Raw genomic sequence first — 26,155 nt, 5'->3', positions numbered from 1 at the left:
GAGCGAATATTCGCTAAAAAGTTGCGGACATGGTGCAGCGCTGGGCAACCGCAGAGCCCCGGTTGCCCAGCGCTTGAAATGGATGCCGCTCGGAGCACGACCCGGCATCCACGCTTGGGGGGTCAGTTCGTCACTTGGATCTTGCGCTTGACGATGGCCCGGGCCACACCCGGCAGGAATCGCCGCATGAGGTATCCCGGATAGGCCTCGCCGGGGAAGACGAACAGCGGGTTCTTGGGCTTGGCCAGGGCCTTCTCGAGCGCGTCGATGACGGCCTCGGGCTGCATGCCGCCCGCGCCGCCGAGCACGGAGGCGTTCTCGTCCCGAATGTTCTTCAGGAAAGCGGTTTCCACCATGGGCGGGCACAGGGCGAGCAGTCGCACGCCGCTGCCGTCGAGTTCGTAGGCCATGCTGTCGACGAAGCCGATGACGGCGTGCTTGGAGGCGGTGTATCCGGCCATGCCGGGCGAGGGCAGCCAGCCCGCGACCGAGGCGAACAGCACGACGGTGCCGGTTCCGGCCTGCTGCATGGCCGGAATGACGGCCTGGCACAGGTTGACGGTGCCGATGTAGTTGACGTTGATCATCTGCTTGATCTGCGCCACATCATGATCCAGCGCGGTGCCGTGCACATGCGCCATCCCCGCCGCATGCACCAGCCGGTCGATGGTGCCGAGTTCGGAGCGCACCTTGTCGACCACCGCGAACACCTGATCGGTATCGGAGACGTCGCAGGTGTAGGTGTGCATATTCGGCGAGCGCTGCGCCGTCTCGGCCAGTCCGTCGGCATTGAGGTCGACGGCGGCGACGCGCCAGCCCGCCGCGGCGAGTCGCTGCGCGACAATCCGGCCCATGCCGCTGGCGGCTCCGGTTACCAGTGCTGTCTGGGTCATTTGCCCTCCCGGGTCTGCAACACCGTGGTGGCGTCGTCGAAAGTCATGTGGAGTGAGCCGATCCGGCTCGAGAAGAGAGCTGCCTTGGGCAGCCCGAGGGACCGCAGCTGCTCGGAGATGGGGTGATTCCCCAGTTCGACGCGCGTCCCGCCGGGACGCCCGCGCACCTTGCCCGGGTTCATCACCCAGGGTGTGCGCCGCAGCAGGCCATTGCGGGAGGTGTAGGCGTCGATGGACGCGCCACCGGCCCCGCCCGGCATGGGTATGCCGTCGGCGATGCGCAGCGCGATCACGAGTTGCCCGTCCACGCGCACCTCACAGCGATGTCCCCCGCGCACCGGCGTGATGTCGATATCGGCCATCAGCTTGGGGAATCCCCAAATCGATTGCCCCGCTTCACAGGTGAAGCTCTGGTTCACCGGCAGCCAGTGAATGTAGGCCCCGGTGCTGTCGCGCCGCCCGGGCTGCCGGGCCATGAGCGAGAACGCGAATTCGTGGTACGGGCCGAGATCTCCATCGACGTACCGCACGAACGCGAGGGAGAGCACGGCCCGTCCCGGCAGCACCGTGAGTGGCTCCAGCCCGGTCTCCGCGAGCAATTCGCGGGCCGCGCCGGCGTCCACCAGGAACAGTGCCGAGCTGGCGTCGGCATGGCGGATCTCCACCGGCATGCGAACTTGTTCGCCCAGTACGGTATGCGCCTCAGCCATTCCCAAATTAGAACAGGTTCCAGTGGCCTGCGTCACGCGTTCTGCCGAGTTATCTCGCTGATCGGGAATGGGGTTGGAGTTAGTTTCCATAACTTGTTATCGCACCTCGTGGTCGGGTTCCCGGGCCGCCGCGAAGGCATTGGCCCAGCGATAGTCGGGCTTGCCGCTCGGCGTCCGCGACACCGTCTCGGCCATCCAGATCCGGCGCGGCAGCTTGTAGGACGCGAGGTGCGCGCGCACATGCCGCTCGAGTGCCGCGAAGTCCAGCTCGGCCTCGGCCCGGGACAGCACCGCCGCCACCTGCGCACCCCACCGTTCGTGCGGAACCCCGATCACGACCACGTCGTACACGCCCGCGAACGCCTTGACGACGGCCTCGACCTCTTCCGGGAAGACCTTCTCGCCCCCGGTATTGATCATCATGTTGCCGCGGCCGATGAGCGTGACCGAGCCATCCGCCTCGACCCGGGCGCGATCATCGGTGAGGACCATCCGCACGCCGTCCACGGTGCGAAACAGCTTGTCGGTCTTGACCGGATCCTTGTAGTAGCCGATCGGCACATTGCCGGTCTTGGCCACCCAGCCCGCACCCGCGGAAACCGGCTTGCCCAGATCGTCGACCACCACGGCTCCGCGGCCGACCTGCACGCGCGGACCACGCCCCGGATCATCATCCTTCTGCGCGAAACCGATTCCCCCGAACCCGGTTTCGGAGGAACCGATGGATTCGGTGACGATAGTGTTCGGAAACAGTTCCAGCAGTTCGTTCTTCACCGGCTGAGTCAGTTGCGCGGCACCGGATCCGATGGACCACAGCGTGGAAGCATCCACCGGCGCGGCCCGGTAGGCGTCGAGAAGCGGGCGGGCAATGGCATCACCGGTGATGACCAGGATGTTCGCGCGTTCCCGCGCCACCACCTGCCAGATGCGCGCGGGATCGAAACGCGGCTCGAAGATCACCGTATTGCCGGACCACAGGGCCGTGAAGGTGGGCATCATGGCGGCGGCGTGAATCAGCGGTGGCAGCACGAACCAGTTGAGGGGCTGGGCCTGCGCCCCGGTGCGGGACTGCTGATATTCGTCGGCCACCGGTTCACCGGTGTAGAAGTCGATGCCGCCGCCGAGCACCCGCCACATGTCCTCTTGCCGCCACATGACGCCCTTGGGCAGGCCGGTGGTCCCGCCGGTGTACATGATGAACAGGTCATCGGCGGTGCGTGGACCGAAATCCCGTTCAGGGGAGGATGATTCGAGGGCCTTCTCGTACGAATCCGAATTCGTCGGCAGGCCGTCGCCGCCTTGGTCGTCCTCCACCACGAGCGAGTGCCGCAGCTGCGGCAGCTGCCCCCGCACCTCCTCGATCAGCGGGGCGTAGCACCGGTGGTGCACCACCATCTCGAGATCGGCATTGTCGTAGACATACCGCAGTTCCTCGGCCCGATACCGATAGTTGATATTGATCGGCACCGCGCGAATCTTGAAGCAGCCGATCAGCGTTTCGAGCGTCTCGATGCTGTTGTGCATGTGGAACCCGATGTGGGTGCCCGGGCCCGCGCCCGCCCCGGCCAGGTGATGTGCGAGCCGGTTGGCGCGCTCGTCGAGTTCCCGGAAGGTGAGCCGCCGCTCGCCCTCGATCACCGCGATCCGGTCCGGCACCGCATCGGCGGTGTGCTCGTAGAGGTCGGCGAAGTTGCATGCCATGGCGGGGTCGCTTTCTCGCTACAGAACGGTGAGTGGCAGCGGCACGCCCCGATCGGTGAAGGCAAAGGCCGCGCCGGTACTGAATCGGGTGATCGCCACCTCGGGGACTTCCTGGAAAGGCATTGCCGCGAGCGCGATTTCGAAGGTGACCGCATCGTGGTCGGCGGCCCGGACCCGGGTGTAGAAGCACGGATTCACACCGCGCACCAGGGCATTCAAGGGATCGAGGTGATCGGGGTCGAGCAGCGCCGCCCATGCGCCGTCGGCAATGGCCCCGCAGTCCCGCGCGATCCGAATCCGCACCGGCCCATCGGCGTCAATCGAAACCTGAATATCCAGATACGCAGCGGGATTGAAGACCGGATGCACCCGCAGGACCTGCACGAGCGCGGCCGTATCGTCGCCCAGGCGCAGTGCCTTGCGCAGTCGCTCGGACGTGAGCCCGGCGATCCCGGTGAACTGCTTGTGCGCGATATCCACAGCGGTCGCCGCATCGGTCCGGGCGTCGACGGCGATCCGGAATCCCAGCGTAAGCAGATGGTGCTGCAAGGACACCTCATCGGCGATCCGGATCAGCGCCGAACGAGAGAAGTCCTCGAACCGCAGATCGCTCAACAGCGGTCCCGAATAGTCGTGCAGCCCGGCATCTTCCGGGTCGATATCGCCGAGTTCCACGCATGCGGCCCGAGTCCCCGCTACCAGCAACGCATCATCGGCCGGAGCCGGTGGCTCGAACGTGGCGTCGATGGTCACGGTCCACGCGCACACCGGTTCCCGATCCGCCGGTACCCGCGGCGGCCTATGCACCGGCCGGACCCGCGCGTGCGGATTGGTCGCCAGTGCGGTGGCGTCGAAGGTCGGGTCCTCGATGTCGTGGCACATGGCGACCACGTATTCCTCGCCCATCGGTTCCACATCCGCGAGCGCCCCGCACCGGGCGAGATGGAATTCGCCGTGGTCGTGGTCCTGTACCGAGAACCGGAAGTCCATGAACTGCGGTGGCGCACCGATATCGAGCTGGAAGCCCTTGAAGATGGCATCCACCCCGTCCCCGGTGATGCCGAGCGCCCGTCGCATGCGCCGCGTGTACACCGGGCTGGCGAGTCGCCATTCGTCGATGGCCACCCCGGTCATGCCCTCGCGGCCGAGCGCGCCCAGCACGTGCGCCATGCCGGAACGATCGATGAGATGCCCGCACAGCAAGAGTTCCGGCACGAGCACGGCCAGTTCGGCGCGGGAGAGCGCGGCGTATCGACTCACCACAGGGGTACCGGCCCCTCCCCGATCCGGTACCAGCCGGGCAGCGGTTCCCCGGACATGGATCGTTCGATGCGTTTCTGCATGCCGGTGGACAGTGCGTTGTCCTGGATCATTTCCACGAAAAGCGCTGTCACATTGCCGAAGTCGAAGAAGTCGCGCTGCCAGGACCACTGGAAGTTTCCGCCGTAGCGGAACCAGCTGCCGCCGATGCCTTCCGGGCCGTACGGCCGCCCGTCCGCGCGATGTTTCTCATTGACCTGTTTCCAGAAGCCGATGACGCTGCCGCTGCGTTCGTCGACCACGAATTCCTGGTACGGGTAGGTCCAGCCCTCGAGCCCGAACATCTCCTGTCCGAGCGCGATATCGCGGATCTCGTCCCGCCCGACGGCCATGAATTCCTGAGTCGGCCCGTAGTTCCAGCCGTAGGTGGCGTCCTCGGTATAGAAGTCCGCCAAGGGTTTCCAGTCACCGAGCGCTTCGCAGCGTTTATTCTCGTCCACCCAGCGGCGGATCATGTCGTCGAGTTCGTCGCGGGAGAAGGGCAAGGCAACCTCCGGTTAGTCAGCGGGACTGTCGTCCACGAGCGACAGCGCCTGGGTCGGGCAATAGCGAACGGCGGTGCGGGCCGCCTCGAGGTCGTCGCCCGGATCGGCACGGACGATCTCCACCTGGCCGCTCTTGGGGACGTTGAACAGACCGGGCGCTTCGTCCTGGCACACCGCATGTCCTTGGCACAGATCGAGATCCACGACCAGCCGCATCACCGGTCCCCCTTCTTCAAGGGAGCCTCCGGCTGCACCTCCACCAGCACGAGATGCGCACCGCGCGGGGTGGATACGACGGCCACCACCGCCGCGGTGATATCGGCGGCCTGCAGGAAATTCGGATGCCTGGCGAACCCCCATTTCGCCCAGTCCTCGAGCAGCGGCCCGACCACCTCCGGCGTGGCCTGCATTCCCATCCCGGTCAGCGTTTGCCCCGGCCGGACAATGGACGAGCGCACACCGGTGCCTTCCAGCTCCATGCGCAGCTGGGTGGCGAAGGCCTCGACACCGGACTTGGCGGCGTTGTAGGCCCCGGCTCCGGGCCGTACATGCACGGCGCAATCGGAGCCGATGACGACGAAGTCCCCGCGTTGCCGCTCGATCATGCCGGGCATGGTTCGATGCGCCAGCCGTTGCGCCCCGACCAGGTGTACCCGAACCTGCGATTCGAACAGCTCGGGAGAGATTTCCCAGCCGCGCCCGAATTCCAGGTCGCCCGCGCTGGATACGACGATCTCGATCGGCCCGAGCGCATCCTCCGCGGCACTGACGAATTCATCGACGGATGCGGTATCGGACACATCGAGCCGATGAGCGAAGGCCTCTCCCCCATCGGCGCGGATCTTCTCGGCCAGGGTTTCGCAGACCTCCACCCGGCGGGCTCCGAGCGCCACCGGATACCCCAGCTCCGCGAGCGCGACGGCGGTGGCGGCCCCGATTCCGGAGGACGCTCCCGCTATCAGGGCAGCGCGTCGAGCCGGATGCGGTTCGAATCGTGGCATTACCGAACCTCCACTGTCACGGGTAGTTTCGCGAAGCCGCGCACATTCACAGAATGAACTCGTTCGATTCCGCCGTCCGGAATTTCGTAGCCCTTGACCCGATCTACGAACTCCCGCAGCACAACTCCGGCCTCGAGCCGCGCCAGATGCGCGCCCAGGCAGAAGTGCACGCCCTTCCCGAAGCTGATCAGCCCGCTCTTGTCCGACCGCTCGATCTCGTACCGGTCCGGATCATGGAATGCCGCGTCGTCCCGATTGGCGGATCCGATGAGCAGCAGCACCTTCGAACCCTGCGGAATGGTCCGCCCGTAGTACTCGAGGTCCACGGCGGCCGTCCGCGCCAGGATCTGACTGGACGCGTCGTACCGCAAGGTCTCCTCCACCCAGTCCTCGACGAGTTCGGGATGCGCCGCGGCCCTGGCGTACTGCGCGGGATTGCGTCCGGCCCAATACAGCGCATTGCCCAGCAGTTTCGTGGTGGTCTCGTTCCCGGCGACCACCATGAGGAACATGAATCCGATGATCTCGTCCTCGGTGAGGTGATCACCGTCGGCTTCGGCGTCCAGCAGCGCGGAGGTGAGGTCCCCGGTGCGCTGCTTGCGGCGCTCGGCGACCATATCGGCGTAATACCCGATCAGGTGCAGCGCGGCCTCCATGGCCGGGACCGGCACATCGAGCACGCCTTCCTCGCGGTGCAGCAAAAGGTCTGCGAGCCTGCGCAGTTCGGCGCGATCGGCCTCCGGGACGCCGAGCAGTTCGGAGATGACGTCCATGGGCACCTGGCCCGCGACCCGGTCGATCCAGTCGAAACTGCCTTCGGCCAGGGCAGGTTCGAGATATTGCAGGGTGATCTGCCGGATCCGATCGTGCATCTCGCTGACGCGGCGCGGGGTGAAGCCTTGATAGACCAGTTTCCGCAATCGCAGGTGCCGGGGATCGTCCATGGCCAGGAAGGACATGGTCCGATGCGCGTGCGGCCCCCAGGCGGACGGGTCCAGGGAGACGCCATTGGCGCTGGAGAGCCGCACATTGTCGCGGAATCCGGCAGCCACGTCGGCATGCCGGGAAAGCGCCCAGAAGTCCAGTTCGGGATTGTGATAGACCGGCGCTTCGGTGCGCAGCCGCTGGTACACGGGGTAGGGATCGTCGTGCATGCGGTAGTCGTACGGGTCGAACAGCAGCGGCTCTAGGGAGGCTGCGGTCATCGTCTCTGCACCTCTTATTCGATAACGCGTTCATCGGCTCTGATGAGCGTGGTCCGGCCATGAAGACATGTAGCTGGACACGTGTCTGTACGGTACCGGTGAGGGGCTGAGCTGACAATGGAATCGAAAATCGGACTGCATTCGGGTCTCGCAAACTGAAACATGTTCTTGCGCGTTGCGGAGCTCCGAACTTATAGTCCGTACACGTGTCCGGACAGCATGGGAGCTACCGATGAGCCCGAGCAATCTCATTCCCGATGGCGGCTCCCAACTGTTGATCGGCGGCAAGCTGCTGGCCGGGGGGAACGGCGTGTTCACCACGTCGGATCCGGCAACCGGTGAGGCAATCGGGTATGCGGCCAATGCGGACGGCGGGGATATGGACGCCGCGATCACCGCGGCGCGCACGGCCTTCGATTCGACCGATTGGGCGCAGACACCCGGTTTCCGGGCCGCCTGCCTGCGGCAGTTGAAGGACGCCCTCCAGAACCACATCGAAGAACTGCGCGAAATCACCATCGCCGAGGTCGGCGCGCCTCGCATGTTCACCAGCGGACCGCAGCTCGAGGGCCCGGTGGCCGATCTCGCCTACTTCGCCGACCTGGCCGAAAACTATTCCTGGGAAACTGATCTCGGTATTGCTCAGCCCATGGGTATCAAGAGCAGCCGCCGGGTCCGGCGCGAACCCATCGGCGTGGTCGGAGCCATCACGCCCTGGAATTTCCCGCATCAGATCAACTTCGCCAAGCTCGGCCCGGCGTTGGCGGCGGGGACCACGATCGTTCTGAAGCCCGCCCCTGACACCCCTTGGTGCGCGGCGGCGGTGGGCCGAATCATCGCGGAGGAAACCGATATCCCCGCCGGAGTCGTCAATATCGTCACGTCCGACGATCACGCGCTGGGTGCGCAACTGGTCACCGATCCGCGCGTGGACATGATCTCGTTCACCGGATCGACGCAGACCGGCCGAGCGGTAATGGCCTCGGCAGCAGCGTCTTTGAAGAAGGTCTTCCTGGAACTCGGCGGCAAGTCGGCGTTCATCGTTCTCGATGACGCCGATCTCGCCGCAGCGGTCAGCTATGCCGCATTCGGAGTCTGCGTGCACGCGGGCCAGGGTTGCGCCATCAGTACCCGGCTCCTGGTGCCGCGAGAACGCTACGACGAGGCCGTCCAAGCCGCCGCCCGCACGCTCGCGAACATCAAGCCCGGCAATCCGAACAAGCCCGGAACCGTGTGCGGCCCTTTGATTTCCGAGCGCCAGCGCGCCCGCGTCGAACGCTATCTGGAACTGGCACGCAACGAAGGCGGCACCATTGTCACCGGCGGTAATCGCCCCGACTCCCCCGGCTGGTTCCTCGAACCGACTCTGATTGCCGGAGTGTCGAATTCGTCGACCGTCGCCCAGGAGGAAATCTTCGGGCCGGTCCTGGTCGTCATCCCGCACGACGGTGATGACGACGCCATCCGCCTCGCCAATGACTCTCCCTACGGCTTGTCCGGCTCGATCTGGGGCACCGATCCGGACCGTATCCGCCGCGTCGCCGAGGGCGTGCGCACCGGAACCCTCAGCGTGAACGGCGGGATCTGGTATTCCGCCGATGCGCCCTTCGGCGGCTACAAGCAGTCCGGCATCGGACGCGAGATGGGCGTGGCCGGGTTCGAGGAATACACCGAGACCAAACTCATTGCGACCGGCTGCTGAAGGAGCACGTCATGGCCCGATTCACGGATAAAGCCGCCATAGTCACCGGAGCCGCACAGGGCATCGGGGCCGCCTACGCCCAGGCCCTGGCCGCGGCGGGCGCGCAAGTCGTCGTCGCCGATCTGAATACCGAACGCGGCGAGGAGGTGGCCAAGCAGATCACCGCGGACGGCGGCACCGCCGTGTTCTGCGAGGTGGATGTGGCGGATCCCGTCTCCGCCACGGCCCTGGCCGAATTCACGATCGCCGAGTTCGGCCGGATCGATCACCTGGTCAACAATGCCGCCATCTACGGGACCATGAAGCTGGACATGCTGCTCACGGTGCCGTGGGATTACTACAAGCAGTTCATGGGCGTGAACCTGGACGGCGCGCTGAATATGACGCGCGCGGTCTGGCAGCGGATGGCGGCGAACGGCGGCGGGTCCATCGTGAACCAGTCCTCCACCGCGTCCTGGATGTACTCCGGTTTCTACGGCCTCGCGAAAGCGGGCATCAATAGCCTCACCCAGCAGCTCGCACATGAGTTGGGCGGCTCCAATATTCGCGTGAACGCCATCGCGCCCGGACCCATCGATACCGAGGCGACCCGGACCATTGTGCCCGGCAATATCGTCGACCTGCTCCTGCAGCAGTTGGCGATCAAACGCCTGGGCACGCCGGACGATCTGGTCGGGGCCTGCCTGTATCTGCTGTCCGATGACGCGAAATGGGTGACGGGACAGGTCTTGAACGTCGACGGGGGGCAAGTTTTCCGGCCATGAGTGAATCCCAGGAATTCTCAGTAGGTTTCATCGGGCTCGGCAATATGGGCGCGCCGATGGCCCAGCGGCTGTTGCAATGGCCGGGTGGGCTGCTGGTGTGCGATATGCGCGCGGAAGCCGTGGAGCCCTTCGTGACCGGTGGCGCTGTCGCGGCGAGCACGGCGGCGGAGGTCGCCGAGCGGTGCCGGGTCGTGTCGGTGGTCGTGCTGAACGATGAGCAGGTCCGCGCCGTGATCACCGGCCCCGACGGCATTCTTCAGAAGGCCCAGCCGGGCACGGTGGTGGCGGTGCACTCCACCATCTCCGATCACACGGCCACCGACCTGGCGGCCGAATGTGCCGAGCACGGTGTGGAATTCGTGGATGCACCCATCAGCGGTGGGGCTCCGGCCGCGCAGCGGGGCGGGCTGGCGGTGATGGTCGGTGGCAGCACCGCCGCCTTCGAGCAGGTGCGCGGGCCGTTCTCGCACTTCGGTTCGCTCATAGTCCACGCGGGCGAGGTCGGTGCGGGCACTCGAATGAAGCTGGCCCGCAACCTGCTTCACTTCATCGCCTTCACCGCGAGCGCCGAGGCGCAACGTCTCGCCGAGGCCGCCGGACTCGATATCACCGAGTTGGGCAAGGTGGTTCGGCATTCCGACTCGCATACCGGCGGTCCCGGGGCGATCATGTTGCGCAATACGACCGCACCGGTGGAGCCCGGTGACTTCTGGTATCCGATCCTCGGCCACGTCCGTGACTTGGGCGAGAAGGACTTGGCCCTGGCCCTGGACCTCGGGCGACGGCTCGAGGTCGACCTTCCACTGGCCGGGCTGGCATTGCACGACCTTGGGGTCGGCCTGGGCGTCGGCCCCGGTGAAATCGCAAAGGAGCAGCAGTGACAGACGAACGCAGGCAGCGTGGCCTGAAGAAGATGACCGAGGTGTACGGCTGGGAGTTCAAGGACGGTCCCGGCGAGCACTACGCCGTCACCGCCGATCACCTGTTCGCCGACATCTGGTCGCGCCCAGGCCTTTCCATTCGCGACCGCCGACTGCTGCTGCTCGGCGCACTCACCGCGCAGGGGCTCTTCGATATCGCCGAAATCCAGGTCGGCGCGGCCCTGCGCAATGAGGAACTCGACGAGGAGCAATTGCGGGAGATTGCCCTGTTCCTCTGCCACTACGCGGGCTGGCCCGCCGGTACGAAACTCGACGGCGTCGTGGGCAAGGTCATCGCGCAGGAACGCAAGTCCCACAAGCAATAACGCTCTACTCACATCCGCAGCACAGATAGGAATCCGAGAACAATGGCCGAAACCGCAACCGTGCGACCGCTACTCGCCAGCGAGGTGACCTCCTGGGACCTCGAGGCCGATGTGGTGGTCGTCGGATACGGCATTGCCGGGGTGTGCGCCGCCATCGAAGCGTCCCGTGCGGGCGCGGATGTGCTGGTGCTCGAGCGCACCGGCGGATGGGGTGGCGCGGCCGCCATGTCCGGCGGGTTCATCTACCTCGGCGGCGGTACGGCCCTGCAGCGCAAGCTCGGGTTCGAGGACACCGCCGAGAATATGGAGAAGTTCCTGACCGCGGCGCTCGGCCCGGGTGTGGACAAGGCCAAGATCCATGATTACTGCCAGGGCAGCGTCGAGCATTTTGATTGGCTTGTCGCGCAGGGTGTTCCGTTCAATGAGGTGTTCTGGGGTGAGCCGGGTTACGAGCCGCCCGCCGATCAGGGTCTGATGTTCTCCGGTGGCGAGAATGCCGCACCGTTCAATGCCATTGCCGATCCGGCACCGCGCGGGCATCTCGCTTGGACCAAGGACAAGAAGCTGGGTGAGAAGGGCGGCGGCTACATGCTGATGGAGCCGCTCGCCCAGACCGCCGAAAAGCTGGGCGTGCGGCACGAATACGACGTGCGACTGCGGCGGCTCATCGTGGACGAGACCGGCACGGTGGTCGGCGTGACCGCCACCCGCTACGGCAAGCCGGTCCACGTGCGCGCCGAGCGTGGCCTCGTGCTGGCGACCGGCAGTTTCGCCTACAACCACGAAATGGTGGAGCGCTTCGCGCCCAAGATCTCCGGCCGTCCCGCCGCGACCGTGGAGGAGCACGACGGCATCGGCATCCGGGTGGCGCAGGCGCTGGGCGCGGATCTCGCGCATATGGACGCCACCGAGGTCGCGCTGGTCGCGGACCCGCAGGTCATAGTGCGCGGCATTCTTGTAAACGGACGCGGCCAGCGGTTCATCACCGAGGACACCTATCCGGGCCGGATGGGCCAGGCGGTGCTGCAGGATCAGGACAATAAGGCGTACCTGGTGATCGACGAGAACGCGCTGGAGGAGGCGTTCGAGACCCAGTCCTCCATGTCGTTCCTGCGGATCGCACCCACCTGGGTGGCCGAGACGGTCGCCGAGCTGGAGAGCGAGATGGGGCTGCCCGCGAATACGCTGCAGGCCACCATCGACCTGTACAACCAGCACGCCGAGAACGGCGAAGACCCCTTCCTGCACAAGAAGCCGGAATGGGTGAAGCCCATCGGCAGCCCGCTCGGCGCATACGACCTGCGCGGCTACACCGGCGGATTCACCCTCGGCGGCCTGCGCACCGATCTGGATTCGCGGGTCCTGCACGTCGACGGCCAGCCGATTCCGGGCCTGTACGCCGCGGGCCGCGTCACCTCAGGTATCTGCACCGGCGGCTACGCCAGCGGCTGCTCACTCGGTGACGGCAGCTTCTACGGCCGCCGCGCGGGCGTGGCCGCCGCCAAGCAAAACTGACCCGGCAACTGAAAGGTTCTGCAGCGCATGCGTTTCGGCATCGTCCTGTTCACCAGCGATCGCGGCATCACGCCCGCGGCCGCCGCCAAGGCCGCCGAGGAGCGGGGCTTCCACTCCTTCTTCGTGCCCGAGCACACCCACATCCCGGTGAAACGGGAAGCGGCGCACCCGCAGACCGGTGACGCCTCGCTGCCGGACGACCGGTACATGCGCACCCTCGACCCGTGGGTTGCGCTGGGCACGGCCGCCGCCGTCACCTCACGCATCGAACTGTCCACGGCGGTGGCGCTGCCGACCGAGAGCGACCCGATCACCCTCGCCAAGACGATTGCCACCCTCGATCATCTGTCCGGCGGCCGAGTCACCATCGGGGCCGGATTCGGCTGGAACACCGATGAACTCACCGATCACGGCGTGCCCGGCAATAAGCGGCGCACCGTGCTGCGTGAATACATGGAGGCCATGCGGGCGCTGTGGACGCAGGAGGAGGCGAGCTACTCCGGTGATTTCGTGTCCTTCGGACCCAGCTGGGCGTGGCCGAAGCCGGTGCAGTCGCATGTGCCGCTGCTCATCGGCGCGGGCGGGACGGAGCGCACCTTCCAGTGGATCGCGCGCTCGGCCGACGGCTGGATCACCACGCCGTATGAATCCGATGTGTCCGCGTCCATGACGCTGCTCATGAAGTGCTGGCAGGAAGCCGGGCGCGAGGGCGCACCCCGCGTGGTCGCGCTCGATTACAAGCCCGACCCGGACAAGCTGGCCCGCTGGGCCGACGCGGGCGTCACCGACGTCCTGTACGGACTGCCGGACAAGCCGGAAGCCGATGTACTCGCCTACCTGGATCGGCTGGCGGGCAAGCTGGAACCACTCGGCCTGACTCGCTGATCTCGCGTCTTACGCACTGAAAACAACTCTCCCCCATATAGTTCCGCTGCGCCCGAGGAAAGGTCGTGACGTGCGCATTGCTCTGCTGTCCTACCGCAGTAAGACCCACTGTGGAGGGCAGGGCGTTTACGTCCGATATCTGAGTCAGGGGCTGGCGGCGCTGGGGCATGAGGTCGAGGTGTTCTCGGGCCAGCCATACCCTGAGCACCTCGATCCGCGTGTGCGGCTCACCGAGGTGCCCAGCCTCGACCTCTACCGGGACGACGACCCGTTCCGAACGCCGCGACCGAGCGAGATCCGCGACGGCATCGACCTGCTCGAGGTGGGCACCATGTGGACTGCGGGGTTTCCGGAACCCCGCACCTTCAGCCTGCGGGCGGCAAAGCTCTTGCGGTCGCGGGCAGCGGATTTCGATGTCGTGCACGATAACCAATGCCTCGGATACGGCCTCTTGGATATCGCTCGCCACCTGCCGCTGGTGGCGACGATCCACCATCCGATCACTCGCGACCGGGCGGTGGACCTGGCCGCCGCACCCTGGCGGCGAAAACCCTTCGTGCGACGCTGGTACGGGTTCCTCGGCATGCAGCAGCGGGTGGCCCGGCAGATTCCGGAGCTGATCACCGTGTCGTCCTCCTCGGCCGCCGACATTATCGAGGACTTCGGGGTCTCGCCCGAGCAGCTGCACACCGTGCCGCTCGGCGTGGACACCGAATTGTTCCGTCCCCGTGCGGAACCCCGGGTACGCGGCCGTATTGTCGCGGTCGCCAGCGCCGACAAACCACTCAAAGGCATAGCCCATCTGCTGAAAGCCATTGCCCAGCTGCGTCATACCCACGACCTGGAACTCCGCCTGGTCGCCAAGCTGGAGCCAAACGGCCCGACCGAGAAGCTGATCGCCGAACTCGGCCTCACCGATATCGTCACCGCCGAGGGCGGACTCGGCGATGAGCAACTCGCCCGGCTGCTGGCCTCCGCCGAAATCGCCTGCATTCCTTCCCTGTACGAAGGCTTTTCATTGCCCGCCGTCGAGGCCATGGCCAGTGGTACGCCACTCGTCGCGAGCCGGGCCGGAGCACTGCCGGAGGTGGTGGGTGACTGCGCGGAACTGGTGCAGCCCGGCAATGCGGACGAACTGACCCGAGTGCTCGGCGACCTCCTGGACTCCCCTGACCGACTGCGCCGCATGAGTGCGGCGGGCCGCCGCCGCGCGCTCGAGGTATTCAGCTGGGAAGCCGTTGGCGCACACACAGTCTCGGTCTACGAACAAGCCATCGCCCGTCATCCTCCTCAGGCCGACCGCAAGCAGGAGACCACATGCTGACCGTCGACTTCGACCGCTTGGGCGTAGGCCCCGGTAAGCGCGTCATCGACGTCGGCTGTGGTGCGGGACGCCATTCCTTCGAGGCATACCGGCGCGGCGCGGACATCGTGGCATTCGACCAGAACGAATCCGACCTGGCCGATGTCGACTCGATGTTCAAAGCCATGGCCGAAGTTGGCGAGGCGCCCGCGTACGCCAAGGCGGAAACAGTGCGCGGCGATGCCCTCGACCTGCCCTATGGCGACGGCGAGTTCGATGTGGTGATCGCCTCCGAGATCCTGGAACATATCCCGCAGGACGACCAGGCCATTGCCGAACTGGTTCGAGTATTGAAACCCGGTGGCGCGCTGGCCGTCACGGTGCCCCGCTGGCTGCCCGAACGCATCTGCTGGGCATTGTCCGACGAGTACCACGCCAATGAGGGCGGGCACGTGCGCATCTACCGCGCCGACGACCTGCGACGGAAGATCACCGCCCGTGACGTGCGCTTCATCCGGCACACCCACGCCCACGCCCTGCACTCCCCGTACTGGTGGCTGAAGTGCGCCGTAGGCGTCTCCAACGATAAGAATCCACTGGTCACCGCATACCACCGAATGCTGGTGTGGGACATGATGTCCGCCCCCGTCCTCACCCGCACCACCGAACGCCTCCTCGACCCTGTCATCGGCAAAAGCGTCGCCCTTTACTTCGCCAAACCGGCGGTGCGCAGTGCCCGGCGCTGACCTACCCGCCGTTCCCGGCATCCTCAATGCCCTGGACATCCAGCGAACCGCCGAATCCATTGCCGCCACCCAGGAACCCGACGGCGCGCTCCCCTGGTTCACCGGCGGCCACACCGACCCGTGGGACCACATCGAATCCGCCATGGCCCTGACCGCCGCGGGATTCTGGGACGAGGCCCGTACCGCCTACATCTGGTCCGCCAAAACCCAGCGTGACGACGGCTCCTGGCCCATGCAATTCCGCGCCGGAGCCATCGAGAACCCCGACGCCGACACCAACTTCTGCGCTTACCTGGCCACCGGCCTCCGCCACTACCTCACCAGCACAGGCGATTCCACCTTCGCCCGAGAAATGTGGCCCACGGTCCGCTCCGCCATCGACTTCGTCCTGGAACTCCAGCTCGGCCCCCACGGCGAGATCCACTGGTCCCGAAATGACGAAGGCTCCTCCGGCGAAGCCCTCCTCACGGGCTGCTCCAGCATCTTCCACAGCCTGCACTGCGCCCTGTCTCTCGCCACCGAACTCGGCGACCCCCAACCCGCTTGGGAGACAGCCGTTCTACGGCTCGGCAATGCCCTGCGCGAACACCCCGAAGCCTTCTTGGACAAGAGTCGCTACTCGATGGACTGGTACTACCCGATCCTCGGCGGCGTCCTCCGAGGCGAGGTGGCGCACCAGCGAATCCGCGCCCACTGGGACGAATTCGTCATGCCCGGCCTGGGCATCCGCTGCGTCTCCGACGCCCCCTGGGTCACCGGTGCGGAAACCTGCGAACTGGTCCTGGCCCTCGACACTCTCGGTGACACCGACCGCGCCTTGCAACTCTTCGCCGATATGCAGCACCTACGAGATTCCGACGGCTCGTACTGGACCGGACTGGTTTTCGCCGACGGCAAGCGCTGGCCGGAGGAACGAACCACCTGGACCGCGGGCGCGGTGATCCTCGCCGCCGATGCCCTCTCGCGAACAACCCTCGCAAATGGGATCTTCCGCGACAGTCTCCGCTAGTTATGCTGCCGCCGTGGGTGGAGCTGAGAGTGCACCGATGACCGGGCATCTCGGTCAATCCGCGGCTGGCGCGGCGGCGTTAGTTGCAGGCGGCGGTGCGCTGGAGGATACGTAGGGAGCCGGTGACCGAGAGTTCGCGGAATTTTCCGCTGTCGAGGGCACGGCGGTAGATGTTGTAGGGGGCTTGGCCGCCGTCCGCCGGGTTGGGGAAGACGTCGTGGATGGCCAGGAGGCCGCCGCCCGATATCCAGTGCACCCAGTTGTCGTAGTCGCGCTGGGCGGCTTCCTCGGTGTGGCCGCCGTCGATGAAGAGCAGGCGGATCGGGGTGCGCCAGATGCGGGCGGCGGCGGTCGAGGAGCCGATGATGGCCACGACCGTTTCGGTGAGTCCGGCGCGAACCATGGTGCGGCGGAAGGCGGTTACCGTGTCGAAGACGCCGGTCTCCGGATCCACGAGGGTGGTGTCGTGGTACTCCCAGCCGGGCTGGTGCTCTTCGGAACCGGAGTGGTGGTCGACCGTGTAGACGGTTGCGCCGGTTTCCTTGGCGGCCGCGCCGAGGTAGACGGCGGACTTGCCGCAGTAGGTGCCGATTTCCAGGATGATGCCGTCGCCTGCGTAGTCGCGGGCGGCGTCGTAGAGGGCGCGGCCTTCTTCCGGCGGCATGAAACCGGTGACCTGTTCGGCGAGTGCGAACAATTCGCTGGATTCGACGGGAGTATCGGCCTGCGGCATACGAAAACCTTTCTGGGGCGCACGCATTCATACGCATTACGCATACGCGAGTTGCCCGGCGAGCCGACTGATAGTAGCATCCGGACACGTGTCTGATTCCCTTTCTTCCCGGTCGGTGGTGAACATGGAGGCCACTCGCCGCCGCCTCACCGAGAAGCAGGCGGACACCGTCGACAAGCTCACCCGGGCGGCGATGGAAGTGCTCTCGCGGGAGGGTTTCGCGGGGCTCACCGTGCGCATGGTGGCCGCCGCCGCCGGGGTCGGGACCGCCACCGCCTATACCTACTTCTCCTCCAAGGAACACCTGGTCGCGGAGATGTTCTGGCGTCGACTCGCGGCCACGGAACCACCTTCGAACGACGAGCCGGACAGCACTGTGCGCACGCTCGCGGTGCTGCGGCAGATCGCGCTGCTGGTCGCGGATGAGCCCGCGCTGGCCGGTGCCGTCACCAGCGCCCTGCTGGGCACGGACCCGGATGTGGCGCACCTGCGGCTGCGGATCGGCAGCGAGATTCGACGCCGCTTGATCGACGCACTCGGCGCGGAGGTCGATATGGATATCGTCGAGACGCTCGAATTGCTCTACGCGGGCGCACTGGTCCGGGCGGGCATGGGCTATGCGTCGTATACCGAAATTGCCGATCGCCTGGAGAAATCGGCGTCGAGCGTCCTGCGGCGCTGAAGTTTCGCGCATCGATTTCCGGTCACCGCGCAATTCTCTCGATTTTAGGTAATCCCTTGCCGCGCAATGCCTCCCGTAGTACCGTCCAGACAGGTGTCTACTCCAGCGTGGGAGGTTCACGATGACCCTGGTCCAGCCGCGGCAGGTCTCCGGCGGTGCGCATGAGCACGGCCATCTCGAGGAGTTCCGCACCGATCCCATCGCCCTCATGGCGCGGGTCCGCGCCGAATGCGGGGATATCGGCTCCTTCCGGCTCGCCGACCGCGATGTCATCCTGCTCACCGGCGCGCAGGCCAATGAATTCTTCTTCCGCGCAAGCGATGACGAGCTGGATCAGGCCGCCGCCTATCCGTTCATGAAGCCCATCTTCGGTGAGGGCGTGGTGTTCGACGCACCGCCCGAGCGCCGCAAGGAGATGCTGCACAACACCGCCCTGCGCGCGGAGCAGATGCGCGGGCACGCCACCACCATCGCCGGTGAAGTGGAACGCATGCTGGCCCGATGGGGCGACGAGGGCGAGATCGACCTCCTCGAATTCTTCGCCGAACTCACCATTTACACGTCCTCGGCCTGCCTGATCGGCACCAAGTTCCGCAATGAGCTGGACGACCGCTTCTCGCACCTCTATCACGAGCTCGAGCGCGGCACCGACGCCTACTGCTACGTCGACCCCTACGCGCCGATCGAGAGCTTCCGCCGCCGCGACGAGGCACGCTGGCAACTGGTGAAGCTGGTCCGCCACATCATGGCCGGGCGGCTCGCGAATCCGCCTACGGGCAAAGATGATCGGGACATGCTCGATGTACTGGTATCGGTACTGGACGAGCAGGGTCGCCCCCGGTTCTCGGCCAGCGAGATCACCGGGATCTTCATCTCCATGATGTTCGCGGGCCACCACACCACCTCGGGCACGGCCGCCTGGACGATCATCGAACTACTCCGGAATCCGGAAGTACTGCAGCGGGTCGTCACCGAACTCGACGCCCTGTACGCCGACGGAGCCGACGTGAGTTTCCATGCGCTGCGCCAGATTCCGGAGTTGGAAGCGGTGCTCAAGGAAGTGCTGCGCATGCATCCGCCGCTGATCATTCTGATGCGCGTCGCCCGTGAGGAATTCGAGGTCTGCGGGCATCGGATCGCCCCCGGCGACCTGGTCGCCGCGACACCGGCCGTCTCCAACCGTCTTCCGCAGGACTTCCCCGACCCGGATCGCTTCGATCCGACCCGGTATCTGGATCCCAATCAGGCCGACCTGGCCAATCGCTGGACCTGGATCCCCTTCGGCGCGGGCCGTCATCGCTGTGTCGGCGCGGCCTTCGCGCTCATGCAGTTGAAGGCGATCTTCTCGATCCTGCTGCGCGACTGGGAGTTCGAACTCGCACAGCCATCCGACAGCTACCGCAATGACCATTCCAAGATGGTGGTGCAGCTGGAGCAGCCGTGCGCGGTGCGTTATCGCAGGCGCGCACGGCCGTCCTGACTTCTTACAGAGCGCCTTCGATGGCGGCGATGACGGTGGCGTCCTTCGGCTCGGTGCGCGGCCGGAAGCGGCCCAGCACCGCACCGTCGCGGCCGATCAGGAACTTCTCGAAGTTCCACTGGATGTCCCCGGCCGCGCCCTCGGCATCGGCGACCTGGGTCAGCTCCTGGTACAGCGGGGCACGGCCGTCACCGTTCACCTCGACCTTCTCCAGCAGCGGGAAGTCCACGCCATAGGTGGTCGAGCAGAATTCGGCGATCTCCTCGGCGGTGCCGGGCTCCTGGCCCATGAACTGGTTACACGGCACGCCGACCACGCTGAAGCCCTGCGGCCCGTAGGTCTGCTGGAGTTCGACCAGGCCGGAGTACTGCGGGGTCAGGCCGCACTTGGAGGCGACATTGACCACCAGCACGACCTTGTCGCCGGCCAGCTCGGCCAGGGTGGTGGGCTTATCGGACAGGGTGCGCAGCGGAATTTCGCGAATGTTCGTCACAGTAACGAATTCTAGAACGAGTTCGAGACTGGCACCTGTTCACCCGTACTTGACCGGCCAGTGCTTGATCCCATTGATCCATCCCGAACGCAGTCGCTGCGGCGGCGCGAGCTCGGTGAGCGTCGGCATGGCCTCGGCGATCGCATTGAACATGAGGTCGATTTCCAGCCGCGCCAGATTCGCGCCGATGCAGAAGTGATTGCCGGTGCCGCCGAAGCCGACATGCGGATTCGGATCCCGCTCCACATCGAACTCGAAGGGGTTGCCGAATACCTCCTCGTCGAAGTTGGCGGAGCTGTAGAACAGCCCGACTCGGTCGCCCTCGCGAATCGCCTGTCCGCCGATTTCGGTATCGCACATGGCGGTTCGCTGGAATACCGAGACCGGCGTCGCCCAGCGCACGATTTCATCGGGTGCGGTGCGCGGTCGCTTGTCGCGGTAGAGCTCCCACTGATCCGGGTTGTCCACAAAGGCTTTCATGCCGTGTGTGATCGCATTGCGGGTGGTTTCATTGCCCGCCACCGAGAGCAGGATGACGAAGAATCCGAATTCGTCGGAACCCAGTGCCTCGCCGTCGATATCGGCCGTCACCAACTGGCTGACGATGTCTCCGGCCGGGTTGGCCCGGCGCTGTTCGGCCATGTTGTAGGCGTATCCGAGCAGCTCGGCATTGGCGGTCATGGAGTCGCCGTACTCGGGATCGTCGTAGTTGAGCAGCGCATTGGACCAGGCGAACAATTTGTGCCGATCGTCCTGCGGCACGCCGAGCAGTTCGGCGATGGCTTGCAGCGGGAGTTCGCTGGCGACCTGTTCGACGAAATCGCCTCCGCCGCTTTCCCTTGCCTCGCGGACGATCTTGGCCGCGCGTTCGGTGAGTTTCTGTCGCAACCCCTCCACCGCACGCGGGGTGAACCCTCTCGACACGATCCGGCGCACCTTGGTGTGCTTGGGCGGATCCATATTCACCAGGAGCGCCTCTTTGGAAAGTTCCATCTGTTCCGGAGTGGCGTCGGCCTTCATCCGGATGATGGAACCCTTGCGATGCGAGGACCAGATATCCGATCGCCGGGATATCTCCTTGACGTCCTCGTGCCGACTGATCACCCAATAGCCGCCGTCGGCCATCGGTGCGGCTTGTTCGGGGGTTTGCGCATTCCACCAGACCGGTGCGGTGCGGCGCAGCGCGGCGAATTCCTCGACCGGACTTCGCTCGGCCCAGAGGGCGGGATCGGTGAAATCGAATCCGGCCGGAAACGACGGAACAGACACTGTTCCTCCTAGGGCAACGCCGCTATGATCACGAAACTGGAACGTGTTTCATGTCGATTGAACCATGCCGGAGGGTGGCCGGACAGGGGTTTCCGCGGACCGATCCCACCTTCACCGGGCCAGCTACCCAGCAGCACCGGTTCTGAAACGTGTTCTTCATGTTCAAGTGCCCCTGAACAGGGGCATAAACCCCTCTTGAAGTCGATCTTGTGACTGGACACAATGTCGGGTGTGTGCGCAGACTAGAACTTGTTCTACAGTGATCGAAGGCACACTCGAGGATGAGGTATCGACATGACTTCTCCGCGCTCCGCGGACGCCGCCACCGAAGCCGATTACGTCGTGGTCGGCGCTGGTAGCGCCGGTGCGGTAATCGCCGGCCGACTCGCCGAGCGCGGCGCCAGCGTGATCCTGTTGGAGGCCGGGCGCAGGGACAACACCCGCCTCGTCACCATGCCCGGGGCGATCAGCATGGTGCACACGGTCCCGCAGCTGAAGAAGCGTGTGACCTGGAAGCAGTTCTCCATCCCGCAGAAGCACGCCAATGACCGCGAGATCCCCATGACGCGCGGCAAGGTGCTCGGCGGATCCAGCTCGGTCAACGGCATGCTCTACGTCCGCGGCAATCGCGCCAACTTCGATTCCTGGGCCGCCGAAGGCAATACGGGCTGGTCCTACGACGACGTCCTGCCCGCCTACAAGCGGCTCGAGAACTGGCAGGACGGCGCGAGCGCGGTGCGCGGCGCGGGCGGCCCGATCGAGGTCACCCGGCAGCAGGACCTGACGCCGATCGCGCAGGAATTCATGATCGCCGCGTCCGAGACCCTCGGCGCGCCCATCATCGAGGACTACAACGGCGAATCGCAGGAAGGCATCTCGATCTTCCAGCAGAGCGTCAAGAACGGCCTGCGCTACAGCTCCTCGCGCGGGTTCATCACCGACCGGCCGAACGCCAACCTGACCGTGCTGACCCACGTGCACGCCACCCGGGTCGTCATCGAGAAGGGCCGCGCCACCGGCGTCGAGATCGCCGAGAAGAACGGCACCCACCGAATCGTCCGCGCCGCCAAGGAAGTCATCGTCTCCGGCGGTGTCATCGGCTCGCCGCAGCTGCTCATGCTGTCCGGCATCGGCCCGGCCGCGCATCTGAAGGAACTCGGCGTCAGCGTGCACGCCGACCTGCCCGTCGGGCAGAACCTGCACGACCACCTGTTCGTGCCGATGACCTTCATCTCCAAAAAGGCTGTCCACCGCGGCATTCCGACCCACTTCGCGTCCGGCATCCTGCAGGAACTGCGCCGCCCGGGCAGCTCCTGGATGGGCCGCACCGTCTTCGAGGCGTGTGGCTTCGTGAAGACCAAGTTCGCCGAGGGCGACTACCCGGACATGCAGATCCACACCCTGCCGTGGAGCTACCCGATCCCCAACCAGGACGAGGACAAGCTGCACCTGGTCGATCGCCGCCCCGGCTTCACCATCTTCCCGAGCCTCATCTACCCGAAGAGCCGCGGCGAACTGAAGCTGGCATCCAACGATCCGTACGCCTCACCGCTCATCGACCCGGGCTACCTGAGCGATCCGCGCGATACCGAATTCCTGGTCGAGGGCATTCGCATGATCCGGGAGATCATGGCGCACAACAGCATCAAGGGCGACTGGACCGAGGAGCTGGCCCCCGGACCCGCCCTGCAGGACGAGGCCGCGCTGCGCGCCGAGCTGCCCAATCGCGTGCATTCGATCTACCACCCGGTCGGCACCTGCCGCATGGGCGTGGACGAGCGGGCCGTGGTCGATCCGACGCTGAAGGTGCGCGGCATCGAGGGGCTGCGCGTCGCCGACGCCTCCATCATGCCGAGCATCACCGGCGGCAATACCAATGCGCCGAGCTACCTGATCGGCGAGAAGTGCGCCGAGTTCATCGACGTGTAGCCGTGGCAGACCGCGGTATCTGAGCGCTGACACTTCCCTGGTTGCTCGGGTACCGCTCGAAGGGGTTTCGGAGGGCAGGCATGCTCCCCGAAACCCCTTCTCCTGTCGGATGACTCAGATGACTCAGATGACTCGGCTAGCTCGACTGGCTCAGCTGACCACGATCGGGCGGTCGAGCTCATAGAGACTTCTGCGGCCCGTCATATCGGTGACGACCAGGCGCGGCAGATTGGGGCCCTTGTCGACATAGGCGTGCGACACCGCCGGTTCGGTGGTGACCTCGTGCTCGCCATCGCCGAAGTACCACTCGTACTGCCGAATCGCGCCGCCCGCCTGCGCCGCATCGAAATTCACGGCGATCCCGGCCGGGGCGGTGGTGCGGGAGACGGTGAAGCCCGCACCGTCCGGGCCGCTGCCGCCGAACCATTGGCGCACACGCGGATTCATCAGGAAGGCGTCGGCATAGCGGCGCGCGCCCTCCACATCCGGATGTCCGGCCGCGGCGGTGCTGCGGCACTGCGGCGGCAGCTCGGCCAATTCCGGACAGGCCAGCAGGCGCAGTGCGGCCGCCTCATTGCCGAGCGGATTCATCCACAGTTCCGCCTCGGCAGGCAGGCCACCCTGGGAGAACAGGCCGTCGGCCGCGGCCGCGTACTGCTCGCCCGCAACGATATTGGCCGAGGCCGCCGCCTGCCGGAACACCTCGGCGGAGGTGCGGACGAATTCCGACCAGCGCTGCACCAAGGTGGATGGCATATTCTCGGTCTCGTAGCCGTAGAAGTAGTTCGCCACCAACACTTTCGGACTGCCAGGCAGGTCATGGGCCTTGGCGATGGCGGATTGCATACCGCGCCCGCCGTAGCCGAGTTTGGCGCCGCTGAAGTAGGGGACATTCGCCGCCGGATTGACGGAATCCGCTCCCACGCCGCCACATTCGCGGCGCACCGCCGCCGTCAGGTCCTGGCTGCCGGGCGTGACGCCGACGGGGATGCCGAAGAGCGGGTCCAGGTCATTGATGCAACCGTCGAGCAGCACCAGGTCCACCTGATAGCCGTCGCCGAGGGCATCGGTTCCGGCCTGCTCGAGCTGACAGAAGGCATCGGGGGTGGGATCGTCCTCGCTGTCGGCACAGAGCGAATCGTCATTGCCGGGATGCAGATCGGGGGCGTCGAGGGCCGCACCGGAGACGGAGTAGTCGTGCACTTGGGTTTTGCGACCCGTTTGTCTGCCGAGGGCTTCCGCGGTGAGATGGGCGAACTTGCGATCGTGGTCGAGGCCCTGGCCCCACATGACCGAGTCGCCGATCGAAACCACATGCAGGGGACGGCAATCGCGGGAGACCCGGAAGTTCCAGGGTTTGCCGTACTCGCCCGGTTCACCGCCCGCCTTGCGCACGCGCGCGTCGACGCGTAGTAGTCCGTCCGGGGGTAGCTCATCCCCGCGTAGGTCGAAGCCGATCAACACCACATCCGCATTGACCGGAGCTATTCCGGAGCGAATCGGCTGCTCCCCGGCCAGGATCCGCCATTCCACATCGGCGTGCTGCGGGACGCCCGGTGGGTAGTACACCGCCGTGGTGCCGCGGAGCGGGCCGTCGCAGGCACCGTCGGCGGGGGTGCTGACATCGATGATCATGGGATTCTCGGGTATCGGATCGGCGTGGGCCGGGACCGGCCCGGCCACCGCCATCGCACCCGCCAGCGCGGGCAGCAGGGCCGCCCCGCGCCGAGGGGATCGCCACAACTTCACATGCTCCTCCTGGGAGTTCCGCTACTTGACAGCAGACATCGTGAAGGGCTGTCGCGTACTGCCCGCCAGGCTCGCCGAATTGGCCGAATTTAGTCCGTTCTACCGGCGTTTCGCCGGACATAGAGGGACGAATGCGACTTGTCGGACATGCGCGTCCGAGTGTGGTTACCGCTCTGAACGATTCGTCCACGCGATCATGAAAATCCACCGCCATCAGCGGTTTTCAAGAATACAAGATCTTGTTAAGGCCGTGCCAAGGGCGGCCGCGCATTGTTGTGTCACCACCGAAACAGACCACCCGCCGAGTGGCAGGAGCTGGAGCACGACCCGTCCACGAGGGGTGTCGGGTCGCGCTTCATCCCAGCAAACCAACCGGACGGTTCATAAATACAGAGCCGACCTGTCGCGAAGGGGGCGGCAGGCCTGCGAAAAACCCGCCGAACCTGTCTACGAGGGGTGTCAGGTCCGGCGGGTTCTTCGTTACCCAGGCTACCGGTCAGCGATCTTGTTCGCCCGAATTCGTGGCAGGTGTCTCAGGGTGCGAGCATGATGGAAGGCAAGAGCGCCAAGGAGATTGGGAGAGACGATGGATACCGTGGTCGTCTTCATACTGGCCTGCCTGGTCTACTGGTTCGGCCTATTGCAGTGAGGCGGGCGTGACCGCCACCGCGACCAGGGCATCCGCGATCCGGCGGCAGTAGCCCTCCGCATCCTCGGTGCCGTGCGTGAGCGCGCGGATCAATGTCGCGCCGCGCAGCAGTTCGAAGACGGCGTCGGCATCGCAATCCACCGCCGCCTGCCCCGCAGCGGCCGCACCGGACAGCAGCTCCCGCAATGCCTCCTTGGTGGGCTGCTCGCCGCGATCCAGTAGGCGGCGATAGCTGTCCTGGTCGTCGTGATACTCCGAGAGCAGACCCGGAATGGCCGAGCGGGCCGCCGGATGCGCGGCCACGGCCAGGAACAGGCGCGTCCACGCCAGCAGGTCCGCCCGCAGATCCCCGGTGGGGACCGGGTGATTCTCGGTGTCCAGGGCCAGGACCGCATCCTCCACCAGGGCCCGCTTGCCCGGCCAGCGGCGATAGATCGAGGTGGTGACCACGCCCGCCCGACGGGCCACCGCGGCGATCGTCGTGGCCTGGTAGCCGTCGCTGACCAGCAGTTCCTGAGTGGCGGCCAGCACCTGGGCATCCAGTTGCGGGTCACGCGGCCGACCGGGGCCGGTGCGGGCGCCTGCGGGTGCGCTCACGGGTGCTCTCCATCGCCTCGAGGGAATTTTCGGATTCAGGGTATCGCGCGCCCAGTTTTCAAATACGCTACGGCCCGTATTCGAATTAC

Annotated in this window: 25 protein-coding genes; 12 read left to right on the top strand and 13 right to left on the bottom strand. The window is 65.9% G+C overall.

The window, feature by feature from the left end; all coding sequences use genetic code 11:
* Positions 1 to 122: 122 nt before the first annotated feature.
* The 8 genes from AB0N05_RS28510 to AB0N05_RS28475 form a co-directional block, all read right to left on the bottom strand.
* Complete coding sequence (locus tag AB0N05_RS28510) at positions 123 to 893, bottom strand: SDR family oxidoreductase (protein WP_364699364.1); 771 nt, start codon at positions 891 to 893, stop codon at positions 123 to 125.
* Positions 890 to 1,603: an acetoacetate decarboxylase family protein gene (locus tag AB0N05_RS28505; RefSeq protein ID WP_364699362.1), complete on the bottom strand. Its 714-nt coding sequence runs from the start codon at positions 1,601 to 1,603 to the stop codon at positions 890 to 892. The genes AB0N05_RS28510 and AB0N05_RS28505 overlap by 4 nt, the downstream gene beginning before the upstream one ends.
* Before the next feature lie 96 nt (positions 1,604 to 1,699).
* On the bottom strand, positions 1,700 to 3,304 hold the full coding sequence (locus AB0N05_RS28500) for an acyl-CoA synthetase (RefSeq protein WP_364699360.1): 1,605 nt from the start codon (positions 3,302 to 3,304) through the stop codon (positions 1,700 to 1,702).
* 18 nt (positions 3,305 to 3,322) lie between these two features.
* Complete coding sequence (locus AB0N05_RS28495; RefSeq protein WP_364699358.1) at positions 3,323 to 4,567, bottom strand: hypothetical protein; 1,245 nt, start codon at positions 4,565 to 4,567, stop codon at positions 3,323 to 3,325.
* A complete protein-coding gene (locus AB0N05_RS28490; protein ID WP_364700074.1) occupies positions 4,561 to 5,079 on the bottom strand; it encodes a nuclear transport factor 2 family protein in 519 nt (172 codons plus the stop codon). The genes AB0N05_RS28495 and AB0N05_RS28490 overlap by 7 nt, the downstream gene beginning before the upstream one ends.
* A gap of 42 nt (positions 5,080 to 5,121) precedes the next feature.
* Entirely contained in the window at positions 5,122 to 5,325 is a 204-nt protein-coding gene (locus AB0N05_RS28485) for a ferredoxin (protein WP_364700072.1), read from the bottom strand.
* Positions 5,325 to 6,110 carry an SDR family oxidoreductase gene (locus AB0N05_RS28480; RefSeq protein ID WP_364699356.1) on the bottom strand — a complete coding sequence of 262 codons (786 nt, stop codon included), beginning with the start codon at positions 6,108 to 6,110 and terminating at the stop codon, positions 5,325 to 5,327. The genes AB0N05_RS28485 and AB0N05_RS28480 overlap by 1 nt, the downstream gene beginning before the upstream one ends.
* Positions 6,110 to 7,315, bottom strand: coding sequence for a cytochrome P450 (locus AB0N05_RS28475; protein WP_364699354.1), 1,206 nt, complete (start codon positions 7,313 to 7,315; stop codon positions 6,110 to 6,112). The genes AB0N05_RS28480 and AB0N05_RS28475 overlap by 1 nt, the downstream gene beginning before the upstream one ends.
* A gap of 232 nt (positions 7,316 to 7,547) precedes the next feature.
* On the opposite strand from AB0N05_RS28475, the gene AB0N05_RS28470 reads away from it, so the two are divergent.
* From AB0N05_RS28470 to AB0N05_RS28430, 9 genes are all read left to right on the top strand, one after another.
* Positions 7,548 to 9,017 carry an aldehyde dehydrogenase gene (locus tag AB0N05_RS28470; protein WP_364699352.1) on the top strand — a complete coding sequence of 490 codons (1,470 nt, stop codon included), beginning with the start codon at positions 7,548 to 7,550 and terminating at the stop codon, positions 9,015 to 9,017.
* Between the two features lie 11 nt (positions 9,018 to 9,028).
* Positions 9,029 to 9,781: an SDR family oxidoreductase gene (locus tag AB0N05_RS28465; protein WP_364699350.1), complete on the top strand. Its 753-nt coding sequence runs from the start codon at positions 9,029 to 9,031 to the stop codon at positions 9,779 to 9,781.
* Positions 9,778 to 10,662, top strand: a complete 885-nt coding sequence (locus AB0N05_RS28460) for an NAD(P)-dependent oxidoreductase (protein WP_364699348.1) — start codon at positions 9,778 to 9,780, stop codon at positions 10,660 to 10,662. The genes AB0N05_RS28465 and AB0N05_RS28460 overlap by 4 nt, the downstream gene beginning before the upstream one ends.
* A complete protein-coding gene (locus tag AB0N05_RS28455) occupies positions 10,659 to 11,027 on the top strand; it encodes a carboxymuconolactone decarboxylase family protein (protein WP_364699346.1) in 369 nt (122 codons plus the stop codon). Before AB0N05_RS28460 ends, AB0N05_RS28455 begins: the two co-directional genes overlap by 4 nt.
* 42 nt (positions 11,028 to 11,069) lie before the next feature.
* Complete coding sequence (locus AB0N05_RS28450) at positions 11,070 to 12,542, top strand: FAD-dependent oxidoreductase (protein ID WP_364699344.1); 1,473 nt, start codon at positions 11,070 to 11,072, stop codon at positions 12,540 to 12,542.
* Positions 12,543 to 12,569: 27 nt separating this feature from the next.
* Positions 12,570 to 13,427: an LLM class F420-dependent oxidoreductase gene (locus tag AB0N05_RS28445; RefSeq protein ID WP_364699341.1), complete on the top strand. Its 858-nt coding sequence runs from the start codon at positions 12,570 to 12,572 to the stop codon at positions 13,425 to 13,427.
* A gap of 70 nt (positions 13,428 to 13,497) precedes the next feature.
* Positions 13,498 to 14,751, top strand: a complete 1,254-nt coding sequence (locus tag AB0N05_RS28440; RefSeq protein WP_364699339.1) for a glycosyltransferase family 4 protein — start codon at positions 13,498 to 13,500, stop codon at positions 14,749 to 14,751.
* Positions 14,745 to 15,476: a class I SAM-dependent methyltransferase gene (locus AB0N05_RS28435; RefSeq protein WP_364699337.1), complete on the top strand. Its 732-nt coding sequence runs from the start codon at positions 14,745 to 14,747 to the stop codon at positions 15,474 to 15,476. The genes AB0N05_RS28440 and AB0N05_RS28435 overlap by 7 nt, the downstream gene beginning before the upstream one ends.
* Complete coding sequence (locus AB0N05_RS28430; RefSeq protein WP_364699335.1) at positions 15,463 to 16,485, top strand: prenyltransferase; 1,023 nt, start codon at positions 15,463 to 15,465, stop codon at positions 16,483 to 16,485. Before AB0N05_RS28435 ends, AB0N05_RS28430 begins: the two co-directional genes overlap by 14 nt.
* Positions 16,486 to 16,564: 79 nt before the next feature.
* Here AB0N05_RS28430 and AB0N05_RS28425 read toward each other — a convergent pair whose 3' ends face one another.
* A complete protein-coding gene (locus AB0N05_RS28425; RefSeq protein WP_364699333.1) occupies positions 16,565 to 17,218 on the bottom strand; it encodes a class I SAM-dependent methyltransferase in 654 nt (217 codons plus the stop codon).
* Between the two features lie 118 nt (positions 17,219 to 17,336).
* Here AB0N05_RS28425 and AB0N05_RS28420 point away from each other — a divergent pair, with 118 nt between their 5' ends.
* Both AB0N05_RS28420 and AB0N05_RS28415 read left to right on the top strand, forming a co-directional pair.
* Positions 17,337 to 17,900 (top strand): TetR family transcriptional regulator, encoded by a 564-nt coding sequence (locus tag AB0N05_RS28420; protein WP_364700070.1) that lies wholly within the window; start codon positions 17,337 to 17,339, stop codon positions 17,898 to 17,900.
* 121 nt (positions 17,901 to 18,021) lie between these two features.
* A complete protein-coding gene (locus AB0N05_RS28415) occupies positions 18,022 to 19,380 on the top strand; it encodes a cytochrome P450 (protein ID WP_364699331.1) in 1,359 nt (452 codons plus the stop codon).
* Between the two features lie 4 nt (positions 19,381 to 19,384).
* Here the strand turns inward: AB0N05_RS28415 and AB0N05_RS28410 are convergent, their stop codons facing one another.
* On the bottom strand, positions 19,385 to 19,873 hold the full coding sequence (locus AB0N05_RS28410; protein WP_364699329.1) for a glutathione peroxidase: 489 nt from the start codon (positions 19,871 to 19,873) through the stop codon (positions 19,385 to 19,387).
* 39 nt (positions 19,874 to 19,912) lie between these two features.
* The gene (locus AB0N05_RS28405) at positions 19,913 to 21,142 is read right to left on the bottom strand and encodes a cytochrome P450 (RefSeq protein ID WP_364699327.1); all 1,230 of its coding nucleotides are present in this window, start codon (positions 21,140 to 21,142) and stop codon (positions 19,913 to 19,915) included.
* 294 nt (positions 21,143 to 21,436) lie between these two features.
* Between AB0N05_RS28405 and AB0N05_RS28400 the strand changes: the two genes are divergently transcribed.
* Positions 21,437 to 23,071, top strand: coding sequence for a GMC family oxidoreductase N-terminal domain-containing protein (locus AB0N05_RS28400; RefSeq protein WP_364699325.1), 1,635 nt, complete (start codon positions 21,437 to 21,439; stop codon positions 23,069 to 23,071).
* Between the two features lie 150 nt (positions 23,072 to 23,221).
* On the opposite strand, the gene AB0N05_RS28395 is transcribed toward AB0N05_RS28400, so the two are convergent.
* Both AB0N05_RS28395 and AB0N05_RS28390 read right to left on the bottom strand, forming a co-directional pair.
* On the bottom strand, positions 23,222 to 24,820 hold the full coding sequence (locus tag AB0N05_RS28395; protein WP_364699323.1) for a PKD domain-containing protein: 1,599 nt from the start codon (positions 24,818 to 24,820) through the stop codon (positions 23,222 to 23,224).
* Positions 24,821 to 25,457: 637 nt separating this feature from the next.
* On the bottom strand, positions 25,458 to 26,066 hold the full coding sequence (locus AB0N05_RS28390) for a TetR/AcrR family transcriptional regulator (protein ID WP_364699321.1): 609 nt from the start codon (positions 26,064 to 26,066) through the stop codon (positions 25,458 to 25,460).
* Positions 26,067 to 26,155 lie beyond the last annotated feature (89 nt).

Origin of the sequence: Nocardia sp. NPDC051030 (assembly GCF_040683015.1) — a bacterium.
Taxonomy (GTDB): Bacteria; Actinomycetota; Actinomycetes; order Mycobacteriales; family Mycobacteriaceae; genus Nocardia.
This window is presented reverse-complemented; position numbering and strand designations above follow the sequence as displayed.